Raw genomic sequence first — 18,014 nt, 5'->3', positions numbered from 1 at the left:
AAAATCCGGAGAGATCCAAACGCGACTCTCCAGAACGATGCGACATTCCGCGCTCTCAGGCCGCGTTGTTCAGACCTTCCCTAAGGTCCCGAGCACGTCGTCCTTACCTGATCACTTGTGAGTATTGAAGAGCACACAGGCTTTTCTCTCGCAGCTTTTTGATAGAGCGAGCAGGCCCTACTTCATGCCCCGACGCAATGAATGACGCTTGCAGATGAGCATGTGTTTCACAGGAGGCCGAGCTTTCCGTTCCGCCAATGCCGCAATTTCGAAGAGTGGTCTGCGGGCCGCTCCCACGCACAAAATCAAGGCGCCAGCCAATAACGCTTTCCAGTCCAACCAGCTTTCGTCACAAAATCAGCCTGCACTGCACCACACGCCACGGCGCTGTGCCGTGACGTGCGATGCGGCAGCCACATTCAATCAAAACGTGAACACATACTCCGCTGCCACTTCGCGGCCGATCGGGTTGAACAAGGTGGTGTTGTAGAAGCCGTAGCCGTAGAAGCGCTCCTTGTTCTCGTAGCCCACTTCGTTGAACACGTTGTTGATGTAGAGATTGACCTTGGCGTGGTCGGTGATCTTGTAGCCGGTGCTCAGGTTCCAGTAGATCGCCGGGCCCACACGGCCGAAGTAGCGCTTGCTGGTTTCGCCCAGATGCACGTTGGCGGTATCGGTGACTAGGCATTCATCGGCGGCACTGGGCTGGTAGCCATCGTCGAAGCGCGCGCAGGTACCCCAGTTGACCGCGCGCATGGAGCCGAGCCGGCGGAAGTACACCGTCCAGTCCCAGGCGCCGCCGTTGTCCCAATGCACGCTGCCGCGCACGCGGCTGCGCACGCGTTCGTCGCGGCGGTTTTCGTCGCTGTCGGTGCGGTAGATCTGCTCGCGATAGGCGAGCAGCGTGTTGTAGTCCAGTGACAACTGGAAGTTGCCCCAGCCTGCAGTGGCAAGGCGATATTTCAGCGAGGCATCGATGCCGGAGGTTTCCATCTGCGCCAGGTTGATCGGGCCGCGCTCGATGCTGGCGATGGTGCCATCGGCATTGCGCAGCACGCGCGAGGTGATGGTGTCGCAATAGCCGGCACCGCCAGGATTGTTCCAGGCGCCGCCGCTGATGGTGGTGCCGGTGCGGCAGCCGGCTTCGGCCGAGAGGATCTCGTCGCGGTCCAGATCCTTGATCATTTCCTCCAGCTGGATGCGGTAGTAATCCACGCTCAGCGACAGGCCTTGCGCGATGTCCCACACCACCCCGCCGGTGAATGAGCGGCCGGTTTCCGAGCGTAGATCCGGGGTGCCGCGACGATTCACATCCACGGTGTAGAAGATGTTGCTGTTCTCGTCATTGCAGCCGCCGGTGAGAGACGCGCCGGTGGCGATGCAGCGGTATTGATCGATCACGGTCTGGTTGGTGGAGCTGGGTTCGCCGAGCACGTAATGCATGTCCGGTGCGCGGAAGCTGGTGGCCAGCGTGCTGCGCAATAACAGGCTCTCGACCGGGCGCCATTCCAGACCCGCGCTCCAGGTGGTGTCGCTTTGCGTGCCGACATCGGTGGCGATGGCGGCCGATGAGCGATAGTTGCCATAGCGGTCGTAGCGACCGGCCACATTCGCGCTCAACGTGGACAGCAACGGGATCTGGAATTCCAGGCCGGCCGAGCTGCGCAGGCGTTCGCCGCCCCCACTGTCCACTACATCGACCGGATAGCATTCATTTGCACAGGGGTCGGGCGATAACTGATACCCCTGCTTGGCCACTTCGGCCACCGTGGCGAAGCGGATCGGACCGGCCCAGCCCTGCACCAGATCGCCGCTGAGGCTGAAACTGGCCTGATTTACCCATGAATACGCCGAGTTATGCGATTTGGCGACCAGCGCGTCGTACTCGTTCGACGACAGCGGCGCATACAGCCGCGCTTCGTTGATCGCGTAGATCGATGTGCCATCGGCGGCGGTGCCGATGGGACTGCCGAGAAAATAATCGGTCGCGCGCGCGGTATCCACGGTGCGGATGTATTCGTCGACGGTGTACCGCGAGCGGCCCACGCTCAGCTCCCAATCGAAGCGATCGGCCCATACACCGCGCAGGCCGGCGCTCAGATCCCAGGACTGTTCCTTGTTGTAGTTGGCGAGCCGATCCCAGCCGCCGGCTTCGCGACGGGTAAGCTGACGGATCGCATACAGCGAGCGGCCGGTGTTCGCGTCCTGGAACGGGCCCAGATACGCGTAGGGCGGGTCGTAGGTCCAGCGGCCAATGCTGCGGTTGGCCGACAGCGTGGCCCACGCTTCGGTGTGTTCGCCGAACTTCCAGGTGCCGTAGAGATAGGCCGAATAATCCTCGCTGCCGGTGACCAGGCCCCAGTCGCCGTAATCGCGCGCCACGCCGCAATAATCGCCTGCATTGGTGAGCGCGCCGGTGTTCTGGTTGTAGCTCAGCCGTTGCCCGTCGATAAATTCGCCGCCGAAGCGCGCACAGGTGCCGGCCGGTGGAGCCAGGCGTTCGCTGTTGTTGGCATCGACCAGGCTCAGGCCGGTGAATGGATTGAAACCGTACAGGCGGTTCTGGCCAGTCCAGTTGGAATAGGACATGTCGTCGGAGTCGTCCATCTCGGGGCGATCGCGCCCGCTCAATGGATCGCGCCGGGTGGCCTGCAACGCGTAGGTCAGGCTCCAGTTTTCGCCGGTGCGCCCGCCCGCCCACGACACGTCGAAACTATCGCGCCCACCCTCAGTTGCAGTGCCGCCGCGCAGCCGCACCTGGTCGCCCTGGTAGTCGCGCTTGAGGATCACGTTGACCACGCCGGCCACCGCGTCCGAGCCGTAGATCGCCGAGGCGCCGCCGGTCAAAATCTCGATGCGCTCCACCGCCGCGGAGGGGATATTGCTGTAGTTGGAAAAGTTGCTTTCCCCGCCGTACGGCAGCGGGTAATCGGCCACGCGGTGGCCGTTGACCAACAGCAAGGTGCGGCCCGGCCCCAGGTCGCGCAGATTGATCGGCGAGGCATTGGGCGTGTGCGAGCCCCATTGCGTATCGGCTTCCACCGAGCCCTGTTGATTCATGCTGTTGAGCACGTCGTAGACGGTGGCGAAGCCTTCCTGCTGGATCTGTTGCGCGGAGATGGTGACCACCGGCTGCGCGCCTTCGACCTGCGCGCGCTTGATGCGCGAGCCGGTGACGCTGACCGCATCCAGCGTGGAGGTGGCGCGCGGTTGATCGGGCTCGGATTGCTGTGCAGTGGCCGATTGCGCGGCGGTGGACAGGGCAAGCGACAAGGAAATCGACAAGGCAAGGCGATGACTGCGGCAGTTCATAAGATCCCCGGGAGAAGCCGGACGTGGCCGGCGTGGCGTTCCACTGCAACGACGCCTGCGAGCGATGCACTGCATCGCCGCCGCCCTGTCCGATGGCCCCCCGACCGTTCGGCGCAAGCGCCTGCCCTGCGACGCTAGGGTTGTGATGACATCGGTGTCAACACGCTGACATGCATATGTGATGGCCAGCTCAAAACAACCCATTCGATGCTGTCCTGCAGGCGTCTGATCGGATCACAGCGTTCCCATCCATGCGCAGCTGGCAGCACCGGAATCACTACGTTGGAGCATCGCTACCTCCGTCACCGCCTGGTCGGACACTTCCGGTGGCAGAGCACCAGTTCGCATATCCGGTTGAGCCGGGTGCTCGCGCGCGGATCATGAAAGAACACCAAACACCGCGATTTGGTGTCCCCCACCGAACGGAGATATCCGATGGAGATCAAGAAAGCGCAGTCGGCAGGCCCGTCCTCGCCAGCCGAGTTGCAGAACGCACGCGAGCGCGATGAAGGTATCGTGGAACTGCAACCTGCCGCATCGCCGACACACTCCCCGGTCAACCCGGTGCTATCCGAACTTGCCCCGCGCAGCCGATCGGGCAGCTCATCTGCCACATCGGCTACGGCGACTATCACCGCGCACGTGAAGTCCGCATTGGCAAACGGCGTCCGCCACGCATCCACCGCTGTATCGCGAGCCGCGTCCGATCTGTGGTCGCTCTCCGACCTGCGCACGATGCTGCAGATGCACGCAAACGATCCCGCATTTCTGGCGATCCTGCGCGGCAGCGATCCGGAACAGGCCACGCAACACACCTTGGCGTCTTGTAGACAGCAAATGGAGGAGCTCGGCGAGCTCATCAAAAATACAGAAGGGCTGGAAACACATCAGGGTAAGCAGTTGCTGGACGACATCAAGGCGGTAATGAACGCCCTGCAGCCGCTCGACCACGCCACACCGGCCACCTCACGTGTATTGAAGTCGATCGGCAATCTCATCAATTTCTGGCCGGTCGTGGTTCCCAGCCCGCTGATGGGCAAGCAGGCAAAAACCTTCGCCTTCACGATGTCCACGGCCACTAAGGGCGTGCTTGCGATGTCGGCCTCGGCGCTGCGCCCCAGCGCCGACGGCTTGCCGTTTCCATTCGCCGGAGGCCAGCTAGGGCGCGACGCGAACGAAATGCATCTCTACAACGTGCTGATCAACACGCTGTTCCTCACCACCGAACTTCCAAAGAAATTCGGCGATCAGGCGTTGCGCAGAAACGCCGAGGCGGTCAGCCAAAGTGTGGGATATGCCGCAGGCATTTCAGTGAGCTTCACGGCGATTATGTTGACCCCATTTCTGTGGAGCAGCCTCAGCAAACTCGGCAACACGATGCTGGACAACACGGCGCGCCTGGGCGCGGCCGCAGCACAGGCAGCGGGACTGAACAACCAGGCGCAGCAACTGCGTGCCCGCCTGACGCCTGCCCGGATCAATCAAGAGGTGCGCTTGCAGCTGCAGGAAATCCGCGAACAACTGGACGCCGCCTGCGACGCCTTTCAGCAGGCGCGCAGAAGCTTCGTCCATCAGGATGGAGGGCGGGAACTCACCAGGACGGTGAATGCGCAATGCACGCACCTGCTGGAAACCTTGGACATGTGCAGCAAACGACTCGCCAGCGTGCTGCATCTGGATGGCAACCAGACGCCAAGTCTGCCGCGCGAACTACGCAACCAGGATGTCTCCTCCAAGGTGGCACTGATGATACTGGCCACTGCGGTGACCGGCTCGACCATCTACCTTGTCCAACCGGATCGGTTGGGCACGATCAATCTGCTAAGCGACACCTGCATCGTCACGGCCGTGATGGCGCAATCGGTATGGAACAAGCAGGCCACGCGGCAGGACGCAATGGAACGTTTCAAGGGCATGTGCGGCGGCAGCATGGTCATCGCGCTTGCGCTGGGCGCGGAGAAATTGTCCAAGACGTTCGCCGACAAGAGCCTGATCGAGTCCTCGCCCAACGCGCAGTTTTATGCCGGCGCCGTCATGTCGCTGATGGCGGTAACGATGCCGGGTCCGATCGCACGCGGCGCTGAGTTGGCGATGAATTTCGCAGGAAGCAGACTTAAGCGCCTGTTCACCGGACCGGAGGGCACTCCGCTGGCAACCAGTGCTCCCTCCTCTGTCGAAGAACTGCAGGAGAGGACGCGGACCACGTTGGCGTATCTGATGAGCCTGACACCGGAAGAGTTGGATCAGTACGAGCAGATCGCGGGGGAATCCATGCTGCAAGCGATCCAGGAAGCCGGCGACGCGGCGCAGGCCGGGCCCAGCAGCAGCGTCACCATCACCGAGATCGATGACAGCCAACCCGCCCCGCGAACAGAGGCCGGGAGCGCGGACCCGCCGCGCTCCGGCTGAGGGCCCCGCGCGGAAGGTCCGGTCCCGGCAATCGCGGCCAAGCCTGTAGCACCAGCCGCGCGGCATGTCGCGGGATGCGTGTCGGTCACTATGATGTCAACACCCCGACATAAATACGTGGCACCCGCCTCAAAATAGCCCATTCGATGCTGTGCTACAGGTGTGTGATCGGATCACAGCGTGCCCATCCATGCGCAGCTGGCGGCACCGGAATCACTACGTTGGAGCGTCGCTACCGTTGTCACCGCCTGGTTGGGCACTTCCGGTGGCAGCGCGCCAGTTCGCATATCTGGTTGAGCCGGGTGCTCGCGCGCGGATCATGAAAGAACACCAAACACCGCGATTTGGTGTCCCCCACCGAACGGAGATATCCGATGGAGATCAAGAAAGCGCAGTTGGCAGGCCCGTCCTCGCCAGCCGAGTTGCAGAACGCACGCAAGCACGATGAAGGTATCGTGGAACTGCAACCTGCCGCATCGCCGACACAGCCCCCGGTCAACCCCGCGCTATCGGCACTTGTCCCGCGCAGCCGCTCACGCACTTCGTCTGCCAGTTCCGCGCCAACGTCGCCCGTGGAGCCATCCTCGCCCGCACCGCAGGCGTCACACTCGGCACGGGCGACTGCTCTATCCACTGCCAAAACGCTTACCGCGCGCGCGAACTCCGCGCTGACAAGCGGCGTCCAGCATGCATCCGCTGCAGTGTCCAAGGCCGCTTCTGATCTCTGGTCGCTGGCGGATCTGCGCACCATGCTGCAGATGCATGCAGACGATCCCGCATTTCTGCAAATGGTGCGCCACACCGATCCGGAACAGGTCGCGCCGCACAGCCTGGCCGCGTGCCGCCAGCAGATCACGCAGCTACGCGGCGCCATCGAATCTGCAACCGGTCTGGAAACACGCTTTTGTCAGCAATTGCTCAGCGACGTCAAAGCCGTGGAAGATGCGCTGCAGCCGCTGGAGCATGGGACACCTGCAGCAGGGAGGGCGCTGAAGTCGCTGGCCAATCTGGTCAATCTCTGGCCCCTGGTGGTACCCAGTCCGCTGCTTGCCAACCAAGCCAAGACTTTCGCCTATTCCATTGCCGCAGCAACCAAGGGCGTGATGAGTCTATCGGCATCGGCGCTGCGCCCCACCGCCGATGGGCTTCCGTTCCCGCTGATGGGCGGGCAGCTGGGGCGCGAAGCCAACGAAATGCATTTCTACGCCATCCTGCTCAACGGATTGTTTCTCACCACCGAACTGCCAAAGAAATTCGGCAACCCGTCCATGCGACAGCAGGCCGAAGCGGTGGAAAACAACCTGGGATTTGCCGCGGCCGCATCCACGGCCTGCACAGCGCTCGTGCTGACGCCCTTTCTCTGGAACAGCCTCAACGCGCTCGGCAATCGAATGCAGCATGGTGTCTCCCACCTGGGCGCGGGTATCGCAGACCGTGCCGGCCTTCAGACGCAGGCTCAGCGGTTGCGTGCGCGCCTGACGCCCGGACAGATCAGCCAGCAACTGCGCACGCAACTCAACGAGATCTGCGCCGCTCTGGAGCACGGCCGCGACGCTTTTCAACAAGCGCGCCGAAACTTTACCGAACCCGGCACAGGGCACGAACTCACCCGCACGCTCAATGCTCAATGCACGCATCTGCTGGAGACGCTCGATCAGTGCAGCAAGCGACTGAGCACTGCGCTGCAAGTCGACCAGGACCAGCCAGTCACCATCCCGCGCCAACTGACCAACCAGGATTTCTCTTCCAAATTGGCATTGGCATTGTTGGGTGCCGGCGTGACCGGGCTGACCGTCTACCTGATCCAGCCGGATCGGATCGGCACGGTGGACCTGCTGGCCGACTCGGCCGTGGTGACGACCGTGATGATGCAGTCGGCGTTGAACAAGCACGCGACCCGCCAGGACACGATGGAGCGCTTCAAGGCCATGTGCTCCGGCAGCATGGTCATGGCACTGGCGCTGGGTGTGGAAAAACTGTCCAAGACGTTCGCAGACAAGAGCTTGATCGAAGCATCGTCCGCATCGCCCTACTACGCAGGCGCGATCATGTCGCTGATGTCGATGACGATGCCTGGCCCAATGGCGCGTGGCGCGGAACTGGCGATGAACTGGGGCGGGCGTCAGGTCATGCGGGTGTTCAAGGGGCCCGATGGCACTCCGCTCGCAACCCGCATGCCGTCCTCGCCCGAAGAGCTGATCCAGACCGTACAAGACACGGCGAATTATGTGGCAAGTCTGTCGCCGGAACAGGCGCAGCATTACGAGCAGATGGTTGGAGATATCGCGCTGCAAGTGATCGAGGACGCGGGCGCGGGTGCGGAGACCAGGCCCGGCAACAGCGTCACGATCACCGAAATCTCCGAAGTCACCGAGATGGACGAGGCTGCCGAGGTCGCGGTACAGACCGCCTCCCCGGAACCGGAAGCGATTGCGCAACCGCACCCACTCAGCCATGACGCAACACTGCGCACAGCGGGCTCGCCCTGACATTGCAACCGACCGCAATGGGCTGCCAGCACGCACCTGCGCTGTAGTGGAGCGCACACACAAGACCCCGCCTTTGGGCGGGGTCTTGTGTGTGATGCAACAGCCAACACCAGGGCTTCGCCACGCGCGATCACCCCCGACCCGCTCCGAACCCCGGCCAGCGCTAGCGTCAGGGCGCACTGAGGCGCGCTCGCCAACGGCGCGTAATCGGCGACACTACAACGACCGCACCGACCCACTCACACCAGGTATCGCCGGAACCACGCGATGGTGCGATCCCAGGCCAGGGTTGCGGCCGCCTTGTCGTAACGCGGCGTGGAATCGTTATGGAAACCGTGGTTGGTCCCCGCATACACGTAGGCCTGATAGACCTTGCGCTGCGCCTTGAGCGCGGCCTCGTACGCCGGCCAGCCGGCATTGACGCGCTCGTCCTCTGCGGCGTAATGCAGCAGCAGTGGCGCGCGGATGCGGGCGACCTCGGCATCGGTGGGCTGACGGCCATAGAACGGCACCGCCGCCGCCAGCTCGGGATACGCCACCGCCGCCGCATTGGCTACGCCGCCGCCATAGCAGAAGCCGGTAATGCCCACCTTGCCGGTGGTGCGCTCGCGGCTCATCAAAAACTCCACTGCGGCGAAGAAATCGTTCATCAGCTTGGTCGGGTCGACCTGCGCCTGCAGCGCGCGGCCCTTTTCGTCGTTGCCGGGATACCCACCAACCGAACTCAGGCCATCCGGTGCCAGCGCGACAAAGCCGGCCTTGGCCACGCGCCGCGCGACATCTTCGATATACGGATTGAGACCGCGGTTTTCGTGCGCCACCACCACGCCCGCCACCGCGCCGGTGACCTTGGCCGGCCGCACCAGATAGCCGCGCACCTGGCCATGGCCGTTGGGCGAGGGATAGGTGATGTACTCGGCCACGATGTCCGGGTCGGTGAACTCCACTTGCGTGGCGAGCGCGTAGTCGGGGCTCAGCGATTCCAGGATCGCCGCCGCACTCAACCCGGCCACCGCGAACGCAGCGGCGCGGTCGAGAAAATCGCGCCGACTGAGTTTGCCGTGCACATAGCCGTCGTACAGCGCGAGCAGATCGGGGTGGAAATCCTGGGCGGTCAGACGACGCATCGGCGTTCTCCTGGAGATGGCTGGACTGCGACGCGGGTGCAACCACACGCAGCGCAGAGAGCGGCATCGCTACGACACAACACCGCATCCAGCCGAGCATGCCGATGCGTCTGCAGCGGCGCAAGCAAGCCTCGTTCGTAATGCGGCAACAACCCGGAAGATCACCACGGCATGCCCAACGCGATCGGCTAGGCCTCACCAGCGCAAACGGACTCCTACAACAGCGCGTGCAGCCCATGTCGTGATTTCAGCGACGCATCGACCTCCCCACATATCGACGCCCACAAAAAAACCCCGCCTTTCGGCGGGGTCCTTTGTGATGCAACAACCGAGTGGCTGGATCAGAAATCCATACCGCCCATGCCGCCCATGCCGCCACCGCCGCCCGGCATTGCCGGCTCGTCCTTCTTCGGGGCATCGGCCACCATGGCTTCGGTGGTGATCATCAGGCCGGCGATCGAAGCTGCGTTCTGCAGCGCCGAACGGGTGACCTTGGTCGGGTCCAGGATGCCGAACTCGACCATGTCGCCGAACTCGCCGTTGGCCGCGTTGTAACCGTAGTTGCCGGTGCCTTCCTTGACCTTGTTCAGGATCACGGACGGCTCTTCGCCGGCATTGGCCACGATTTCGCGCAGCGGGGCTTCCATGGCGCGCAGGGCGATCTGGATGCCGTGGGTCTGGTCTTCGTTGGCACCGGTCAGGTTACCGACGGCCACCAGCGCACGCACCAGGGCCACACCGCCGCCCGGGACCACACCTTCTTCGACGGCTGCACGGGTGGCGTGCAGGGCGTCTTCGACGCGGGCCTTCTTTTCCTTCATTTCGATTTCGGTCGAAGCGCCGACCTTGATCACTGCAACGCCACCGGCCAGCTTGGCCACGCGTTCCTGCAGCTTCTCGCGGTCGTAATCGGACGAGGTGTCTTCGATCTGGGTCTTGATCTGGCCAACGCGGGCTTCGATCGTGGCCGAGTCGCCGGCGCCGTCGATGATGGTGGTGTTCTCCTTGGAGACCTGCACCTTCTTCGCGCGGCCCAGGTCCTTGATGGTGGCCTTCTCCAGCGCCAGACCCACTTCCTCGGAGATCACGGTGCCGCCGGTCAACACGGCCATGTCTTCCAGCATCGCCTTGCGACGGTCGCCGAAGCCCGGTGCCTTGACGGCCACGACCTTGACGATGCCACGGATGGTGTTGACCACCAGGGTCGCCAGCGCTTCGCCTTCGACTTCTTCAGCGACGATCAGCAGCGGCTTGCCGGCCTTGGCCACGCCTTCCAGCACGGGCAGCAGGTCGCGCACGTTGGAGATCTTCTTGTCGTGCAGCAGGATGAACGGGTCGTCCAGATCGGCCGACTGGCTCTGCTGGTTGTTGATGAAGTACGGGGAGAGGTAACCGCGATCGAACTGCATGCCCTCGACCACGTCCAGCTCGTTTTCCAGGCCCGAGCCTTCTTCAACGGTGATCACGCCTTCCTTGCCGACCTTCTGCATCGCTTCGGCAATGATGTTGCCGATCGACTCGTCCGAGTTGGCCGAGATGGTGCCGACCTGGGCAATCGCCTTGTCGTCGGTGGTGGGCTTGGAGAGGTTCTTCAGCTCGATGACGGCGGCCTTGACGGCCTGGTCGATACCGCGCTTGAGGTCCATCGGGTTCATGCCGGCGGCCACAGCCTTGGCGCCTTCGCGGATCAGGGCCTGGGCCAGCACGGTGGCGGTGGTGGTGCCGTCGCCGGCGTTGTCGTTGGTGCGCGACGCGACTTCCTTCACCATCTGCGCGCCCATGTTCTCGAACTTGTCAGCCAGTTCGATTTCCTTGGCGACGGAGACGCCGTCCTTGGTGATGGTCGGCGCGCCGAAGCTCTTTTCGAGCACGACGTTGCGGCCCTTCGGGCCCAGGGTTGCCTTGACGGCATTGGCAAGCACGTTGACGCCACGGACCATACGGGTACGTGCGTCTTCACCGAAACGAATGTCTTTAGCAGCCATTTGTATGTAACTCCGGAAATGGGGAATAGGGAATGGGGAATCGGTAGATCAACAGCGTGAATCGGGGCGGGATGGGATGGCGAAGGGCGTTAGCCGCTTTGCCCATTCCCGATTCCCAACTCCCGATTCCCGGCGCATAGCGCCTGATCAGCCGATGACCGCCAGGATGTCGTCTTCGCGCAGCACCTTGTACTCGATGCCCTCGGCCTTGTAGCTGCTGCCGGCGTACTGGCCGTAGATGACCTTGTCGCCGACCTTGACCACCGGCGCGCGCAGGCTGCCGTTGTCCAGGGGCTTGCCGGCGCCAATGGCGACGACTTCACCCTTGGTGGACTTTTCCTTGGCCGAATCCGGAATCACGATCCCGCCGGCGGAAACTTCGTCGGCTTCGATCGGCTTGACTACAACGCGGTCGTGAAGCGGCTTGATGCTCATAGAGAAAGACCCTCTTAAGTGATTGATTGGCCTGGAAATTATCGGCGATGTTAGCACTCGTATGTGACGACTGCCAGCACAGCGCGCGGAAAAAACCCGACAGAGCGGGTGCGGGCCAAAGATTGTGCTGCGTGGGCGGCTTTCAAGGGCTGGGGGCAAAAAAATTTCGCCGGCCGGTTCAGTCGATGGGCTCGAAGTGGAACCAGGTTCCACCGATTGTCATGCGCACGTTTTACAGTCGGTAACGCATTCCCCGATCACAAGGAGCTGTCGATGAGGTTGCCGTCCCGTGCTGTGTCCCTGAGCTGCGTGCTTCCCCTGGCCTGTGCGTTCGCACTGGCCGTCCCCACCGCCCACGCCGCGGTGTTCATCAACGAACTACACTACGACGACGCAGGCGCCTCCGGCGACAGCGGCGAAGGCGTGGAAGTGGTGGCCACCGCCGGCGAATCGCTGAGCGGGTACCGCATCTATCTGTACAACGGCAGCGCCCCGAGCGCGGCCACGGTCTATGCCAACACGGCGGTGCCGGCCGGCAGTCTGGTCAGCTGCGGCAGCCAGGTGCGCGTGGCTACGGTCAGCTACGCCAGCAATGGCGTGCAGAACGGGCCCAACGACGGCGTGGCGCTGGTCGACCCCAGCGGCCAGCTGGTGCAGTTTCTCAGTTACGAAGGCGCCATCACCGCCAGCGGCGGGCCCGCCGCAGGCATCACCAGCCAGAACCTGCCGGTCAGCGAGAGCAACAGCAGCGCGGTCGGCAGTTCGCTGCAACTCACCGGCACCGGCAGCAGCGCGGCCAACTTCAGCTGGGCCGGCTCGTCGGCGCAAACCTTCGGCGCCTGCAATCGCGGCCAGAGCTTCAACGGCAACGGCGGTGGCGGCGAAACCGGCGCTGCGCCTTCGATCACCAGCACCACCCCGACCCAGGGCGCCACCAACTTCCCGGCAGCCGGCGATCTGGCGGTGGGCTTCAGCGAGGCGGTGACGCCGAGCAGCGGCGCCTTCGCGCTGAGCTGCGCCAGCTCCGGCACGGTGGCGCTGAGCTACCCGACCAGCGGTACCCGCTTCAGCCTGTCCACCAACACCGCGTTGGTCGGCGGCGAGCGCTGCACCCTGGCGATCAGCGCCAGCGCCATCCGCGACGCCAGCGGGCTGAGCCCGGCCGCCAACCAGTCGATCGCCTTCACCGTGGCCACGGCCAGCGGCGGCGGCACCGGCTACTACTCGCGGGTGAACACCGCCAACGCCAGCCAGCTGCGTTGCTCGCTGCACACCGTGATCAAGGGCCACACGGTCTACCCGTACAGCGGCTCGGGCACTAGCACCTGGACCATTCTGGAAATGGCCGACGAAGATCCCAACAACAGCGGCCGGATCCTGGACGCCTACCGCAACCGCAGCTACGCCAAGGGCAGCGACCGTGCCGGCACCGGTAGCGGGCTGACCTACAACCGCGAGCACACCTGGCCCAACTCGCTGGGCTTCGGCAGCGCCAGCGGCGACAAGGGGTTGCCGTATGCGCCCTACACCGATACCCACATGCTGTATCTGACCGACACCGCCTTCAACGCCGACCGCGGCAACAAGCCCTACGCCACCTGCACCAGCAGCTGCGGCGAGCGGGTCACCGAGGTCAACGACGGCAGTGGCGGCGGCAGCGGGCGCTATCCGGGCAATTCCAACTGGGTGCGCACGCCCGACGGCAACGGTGGCACCTTCGAAGTGTGGGGCAAGCGCAAAGGCGACATGGCGCGTGCAGTGATGTACATGGCGATCCGCTACGAAGGCGGCCTTGATGCGCCCACCGGGCAGTCCGAGCCGGACCTGGAGCTCACCGACGACCGCAGCAAGATCGTGCAGACTTCGGCCTCGCCGGCCTATATGGGCCTGTTGTCCACGCTGCTGGCCTGGCACCAGGCCGACCCGCCGGACGATGCCGAACGTGCGCGCAACCAGGTGGTCTTCAGCTTCCAGGGCAACCGCAATCCGTTCGTGGATCACCCCGAATGGGCGACCTCGAGCCTGTTCACCTCGGCCAAGCCGGCCAGCTGCCAGCTGGCCAATTGATCCATCCCGGCCCGGCGCTTGAGGCGTCGGGCCTAGGCATATTGATCCATCCTGGCCCGGCGCCCGGTGCGTCGGGCCGGTGCATGTGGTTCACCGGCCAATCGGCTTCGGATGCAGCTCGAATGCCGGCCTGGCGACATTATCCTGGCCGACTCCATTCGCGCCCTGGACCACCGCAGCGCTGGCGCTCCCGCGCAGCCGGTCATCGCACCGAACCTTGCCGGTCATCAGTGCCCGACTGCCAAGACGCTGTCCGCATCGATCGCCGAAAGCTGTATTGCGCGAAGTCAACGCCGCGTTCCGGAACGTGCGGTCGATCCCGCGTAAGCAGAGGATTACACTGCGCAGCTACGTGAGCGCCTCTTCCCTCCATGTGTTGTTCAGTACCTGCCCGGATGCCGACAGCGCCGATCGCATTGCGCACGCGCTGCTCAACGAGCGCCTGGCCGCCTGCGTCACCCAGGTGCCCGGCGTGCAGTCGCTGTACCGCTGGAATGGGGCGATCGAGCGCAGTCAGGAAGTGCAGCTGTTGATCAAGACCTGGGAAGACCGCCTGCCCGACGCCATTGCGCGGCTGCAGGCACTGCATCCGTATGAACTGCCGGAGGCGGTTGCGGTCCAAGCCAGCGCCGGGCTGCCGGCATATCTCGATTGGGTCCGGGCCGAAACCCGCAAGGAATCCTGACGTCCATGAAGTCTCTGTCCCGCTGGATCGCCCGCTGCGCATTGCTGGCCGTACCGTTGTTCGCCGCCCCGCTGGCGCTGGTGGCGCCATTGCCCGCGCAGGCCGCCGTCACCGAGGCCGACCTGCTGCCGGTGGATCAGGCATTCACGCTGAGCGCCACGGCCGATAGCCGCGACAGCATCGCGCTGAGCTGGAAGATCGCGCCGGGCTATTACCTGTATCGCCACCGCATCAGCGTCAAAGCCGGGCAAGGCTTTGCCGCCGGTGAACTGGCGCTGCCGGAAGGGCAGAGCAAGCACGACGAGTTCTTCGGCCAGGTGCAGACCTACCGCAAGCAGCTGCAGGCCAAGCTGGCCGGCAAGGCCGAGCCTGCGCTGCAAACCGCCGTGTTGCAGGTGCAATACCAGGGCTGCGCCGATGCCGGCGTGTGCTACCCGCCGCAGCGTCGCGAACTGCGCGTAAGCCTGCCAGATGCTTCGGCTGCATCGGCCTCGCCCGCTGCGCCTGCCGCACAGCGCGAAAACCTGGGGTCGCTGGTGCCGCGTGCCCCAGCCTCCGCCCCGCGCCTGTTCGGCAGCACCGGCCAGGCAGCTGGCGTGGACGCACTGCCGCTGCCGGCCGAGCAGGCCTTCAGCTTCGAAGCCATCGTCGGCGACGGCAACAGCCTGTTGCTGCGCTTCACCCCGGCGCCCGGCTATTACATCTACCGCGACCGCACCTCGCTGGCACTGGAAGGCGCCGGCGACGTGCGGACCGGGCTGCCGCGCTGGCCGCAGGGCAAAGCGCACCGCGACGAGCATTTCGGCGATGTGGTGGTGTATTTCGACCAGGCCGAAGTCACCCTGCCGCTGCTGCGCGACCACGCAGATCCGGCAAAGGTGACCTTGGTAGCGACCTTCCAGGGCTGCCAGACCGACGGCATCTGCTACCCGCCGATGACCCGCCGCGTCGCGCTGGAGTTGCCGCCCGGCACGGTGTCGCCGCAAAACCAGGCGCAGACCGCGCCGCTGATGATTTCGCCGCTAGCCGCCGGGCAGACGCCCAGCGAACCGGCGCCTGCCGCAAGGCCCGACGCCAGCACAGCCCCGGCTGCCGACGCCTCGGCCGGCAACCCGCAACGCACCCAGCCGCCGCATACCGAAAAAGGCCTGCTGGCCATGTTGGTGCTGGCCCTGCTCGGCGGGTTGATCTTGAACCTGATGCCGTGCGTGCTGCCGATCCTGTCGCTGAAGGTGCTGGGCCTGGCGCACAGCGGCGAGAGCCGCAGCCATGCGCGCAGCCATGCCATCTGGTACTCGCTGGGCGTGCTGGTGTCATTCGCCGCCATCGGTGGGCTGGTGATCGGCCTGCGCGCGGCAGGGCAAGCGGCCGGCTGGGGCTTCCAGCTGCAGCAGCCGTGGTTCGTCGCCGCGCTGGCGTATCTGATGTTTGCGGTGGGCCTGAGCCTGTCGGGCGTGTTCACGCTGGGCAGCAATCTGGGCGGTATCGGCCAATCGCTGGCATCGCGCAACGGCCCGCTGGGCGATTTCTTCACCGGCGTGCTGGCCTGCGTGGTGGCCAGCCCCTGCATCGCCCCGTTCATGGGCACCGCCCTGGCGTATGCGTTCACCGCGCCGGCGCTGCTGGCGATGCTGGTGTTCCTGGCGCTGGGCCTGGGCCTGGCGCTGCCGTTCCTGCTGATCGGCTTCATTCCCTCGCTGGCGCGGCGCCTGCCCACGCCCGGGGCGTGGATGGAAACGCTCAAGCAGGTGCTGGCGTTCCCGATGTATCTCACCGCGATCTGGTTGTTGTGGGTGCTGGGCAAGCAGCGCGGCGTGGATGCGCTGGCACTGATGCTGGTCGGCGCCACGTTGTTGGCGCTGGGCCTGTTCTGCTTCGAGCGCAGCCGCTGGAAGAGCCATCGCATCGGCATGGGCCTGGCTGCGGTGATGCTGCTGCTGGCCATCGTGCCGGTGATTGCGGTCACCCGCCTCAGCCTGCCGGCCGCCACCGCCGCCGAAGGCGTGGTGACATTCTCGCCGCAATTGCTCGACCGCCTGCGCGCCGACAACCGCGTGGTGTTCGTCAACATGACCGCCGACTGGTGCGTGACCTGCAAGGCCAACGAAAAGAACGTGCTGAGCAGCGCCGAGTTCCGCGATGCATTGCGCCGGGTCGATGCGGTCTACATGAAGGGCGACTGGACCAACGTCGACCCCAAGATCAGCGCCTTTCTCGACCAGCACCAGGCGGTCGGTGTGCCGTTGTACGTGGTCTACGGGCCCGGCACACCACCGGCGGTATTGCCGACCGTACTGACCAACGCGATCACCGAGGATGCGTTGCTGCGCGCAGCGCGGTGAGTGCAGCGCCACGCGCTGTGTAAGCGCTGCGCTTGATGTGGAATGCTTGTGCGCGCAGCCGCATGACGCGGTATGCGCAAGTCGATGAGAGGCTGCGCAAGCGCAGAGACCAACGCGTCTGGCACGCATGTGTGCTGGATGCCCACGCATCCAGACACGCTCGATTTTGCGAGCCCTGATCGCTGCGCGGCCGCGCGCAATCTGCGGCCGCACAGCGATTGCGGTATCGACTCAGCGGCCCGCGTAATACGCCGGTTGCGCGATATCGGCCAGTAACCCCAGACCGCTCGGTTGCCACCCCAACTGCTGTCGCGTTGCCTCGCTGGAGGCGGGCACATCTTCGCTGGCGAAGCCTGCGAACCAACCGAAATGCGCGGCATCGCGCGACTCCACCGGCAAGCCCAGCTTGTGCCCGATCGCTCGGCGATCTCGCGGAATCGCACCCCGCTGTCAGCAACGGCATGGTAAGCGGCCTGACGCGTCGCGCCTTCCAGCGCCATCCGATACAGTCGGGCCGCGTCAGCAACATGCACCGCCGGCCAGCGATTGGCGCCTTCTCCGATGTAGGCCGATACGCCCTTCTCGCGCGCCAGGTCGATCAGCATCGGCACAAAGCCATGGGTTTCGCCAACGCCGTGGACCGAGGACGGCAACCGAATGGTGGCCGCACGCACGCCACGCTCACCGAGCAAACGTGTGGCCTCTTCCGAACGGCGCGGATAGGACGGATCCGACGCAGGCAGATCGGCTTCGCTGGCGACCCGACCGAACGCACGCAACGCCGACAAAGTTGAGGTCACCAGCAGCGGCTTGTCGCTGCCTTGCAAGGCGTCGCCCAGCGTGTCGATCACCAGGCGATCCTGCGCGGCATTTTCGGTATAGCGGGAAAAATCGTGATTGAAGGCCAGATGGATCACGCCATCGGCAGCGCGGGCGGCCGCACGCAGGCTGTCCAGATCGTCCAGCGTTGCATGCAACACATCGGCGCCTTTCACCTTCAACGTCTGCGCTTTTTCGGGCGACCGCGAATGATACGCCCAGGGTTTCCTAGACATCCCAAGGCCATGGAAAATGGCTGATTCGGAGGTGTCTATGAGCAGCAAGCGATATACGGATGAGTTCAAGATCGAGGCGGTCCGGCAAGTGACTGATCGTGGGTTCAA

10 protein-coding genes are annotated in these 18,014 nt (G+C 64.4%); 5 read left to right on the top strand and 5 right to left on the bottom strand.

Annotated elements, in window-relative coordinates; genetic code table 11:
• Positions 1–423: 423 nt before the first annotated feature.
• Positions 424–3,312 carry a TonB-dependent receptor plug domain-containing protein gene (locus tag XcyCFBP4188_RS21625; RefSeq protein WP_104592833.1) on the bottom strand — a complete coding sequence of 963 codons (2,889 nt, stop codon included), beginning with the start codon at positions 3,310–3,312 and terminating at the stop codon, positions 424–426.
• A gap of 435 nt (positions 3,313–3,747) precedes the next feature.
• Between XcyCFBP4188_RS21625 and xopX (XcyCFBP4188_RS21620) the strand changes: the two genes are divergently transcribed.
• Both xopX (XcyCFBP4188_RS21620) and xopX (XcyCFBP4188_RS21615) read left to right on the top strand, forming a co-directional pair.
• Entirely contained in the window at positions 3,748–5,721 is a 1,974-nt protein-coding gene (gene xopX / locus XcyCFBP4188_RS21620; protein WP_104592832.1) for a XopX family type III secretion system effector, read from the top strand.
• A 374-nt stretch (positions 5,722–6,095) separates the two neighbouring features.
• Entirely contained in the window at positions 6,096–8,210 is a 2,115-nt protein-coding gene (xopX, locus tag XcyCFBP4188_RS21615; protein ID WP_104592831.1) for a XopX family type III secretion system effector, read from the top strand.
• A 239-nt stretch (positions 8,211–8,449) separates the two neighbouring features.
• Here the strand turns inward: xopX (XcyCFBP4188_RS21615) and yghX are convergent, their stop codons facing one another.
• The 3 genes from yghX to XcyCFBP4188_RS21600 all read right to left on the bottom strand — a co-directional run bounded on the left by yghX (position 8,450) and on the right by XcyCFBP4188_RS21600 (position 11,757).
• Positions 8,450–9,337 (bottom strand): YghX family hydrolase, encoded by an 888-nt coding sequence (gene yghX, locus XcyCFBP4188_RS21610; protein WP_006451548.1) that lies wholly within the window; start codon positions 9,335–9,337, stop codon positions 8,450–8,452.
• A gap of 341 nt (positions 9,338–9,678) precedes the next feature.
• On the bottom strand, positions 9,679–11,322 hold the full coding sequence (gene groL, locus XcyCFBP4188_RS21605) for a chaperonin GroEL (protein WP_043909623.1): 1,644 nt from the start codon (positions 11,320–11,322) through the stop codon (positions 9,679–9,681).
• Positions 11,323–11,469: 147 nt separating this feature from the next.
• Entirely contained in the window at positions 11,470–11,757 is a 288-nt protein-coding gene (locus tag XcyCFBP4188_RS21600; RefSeq protein ID WP_006451546.1) for a co-chaperone GroES, read from the bottom strand.
• Positions 11,758–12,030: 273 nt separating this feature from the next.
• On the opposite strand from XcyCFBP4188_RS21600, the gene XcyCFBP4188_RS21595 reads away from it, so the two are divergent.
• The 3 genes from XcyCFBP4188_RS21595 (at position 12,031) to XcyCFBP4188_RS21585 (ending at position 16,851) form a co-directional block, all read left to right on the top strand.
• On the top strand, positions 12,031–13,824 hold the full coding sequence (locus XcyCFBP4188_RS21595) for an endonuclease (protein WP_006451545.1): 1,794 nt from the start codon (positions 12,031–12,033) through the stop codon (positions 13,822–13,824).
• Between the two features lie 352 nt (positions 13,825–14,176).
• A complete protein-coding gene (cutA, locus tag XcyCFBP4188_RS21590; RefSeq protein WP_043909625.1) occupies positions 14,177–14,509 on the top strand; it encodes a divalent-cation tolerance protein CutA in 333 nt (110 codons plus the stop codon).
• Between the two features lie 5 nt (positions 14,510–14,514).
• The gene (locus tag XcyCFBP4188_RS21585; RefSeq protein WP_104592830.1) at positions 14,515–16,851 is read left to right on the top strand and encodes a protein-disulfide reductase DsbD family protein; all 2,337 of its coding nucleotides are present in this window, start codon (positions 14,515–14,517) and stop codon (positions 16,849–16,851) included.
• On the opposite strand, the gene XcyCFBP4188_RS21580 is transcribed toward XcyCFBP4188_RS21585, so the two are convergent.
• The gene (locus XcyCFBP4188_RS21580; RefSeq protein WP_233397365.1) at positions 16,764–17,906 is read right to left on the bottom strand and encodes an NAD-dependent epimerase/dehydratase family protein; all 1,143 of its coding nucleotides are present in this window, start codon (positions 17,904–17,906) and stop codon (positions 16,764–16,766) included. The genes XcyCFBP4188_RS21585 and XcyCFBP4188_RS21580 overlap by 88 nt on opposite strands.
• Positions 17,907–18,014: the final 108 nt, after the last annotated feature.

Origin of the sequence: Xanthomonas hortorum pv. cynarae (assembly GCF_002939985.1) — a bacterium.
Lineage (GTDB): Bacteria > Pseudomonadota > Gammaproteobacteria > Xanthomonadales > Xanthomonadaceae > Xanthomonas > Xanthomonas hortorum_D.
The sequence above is the reverse complement of the archived record's forward strand: the minus strand, read 5'-3'. Positions and strand labels throughout refer to the sequence as shown.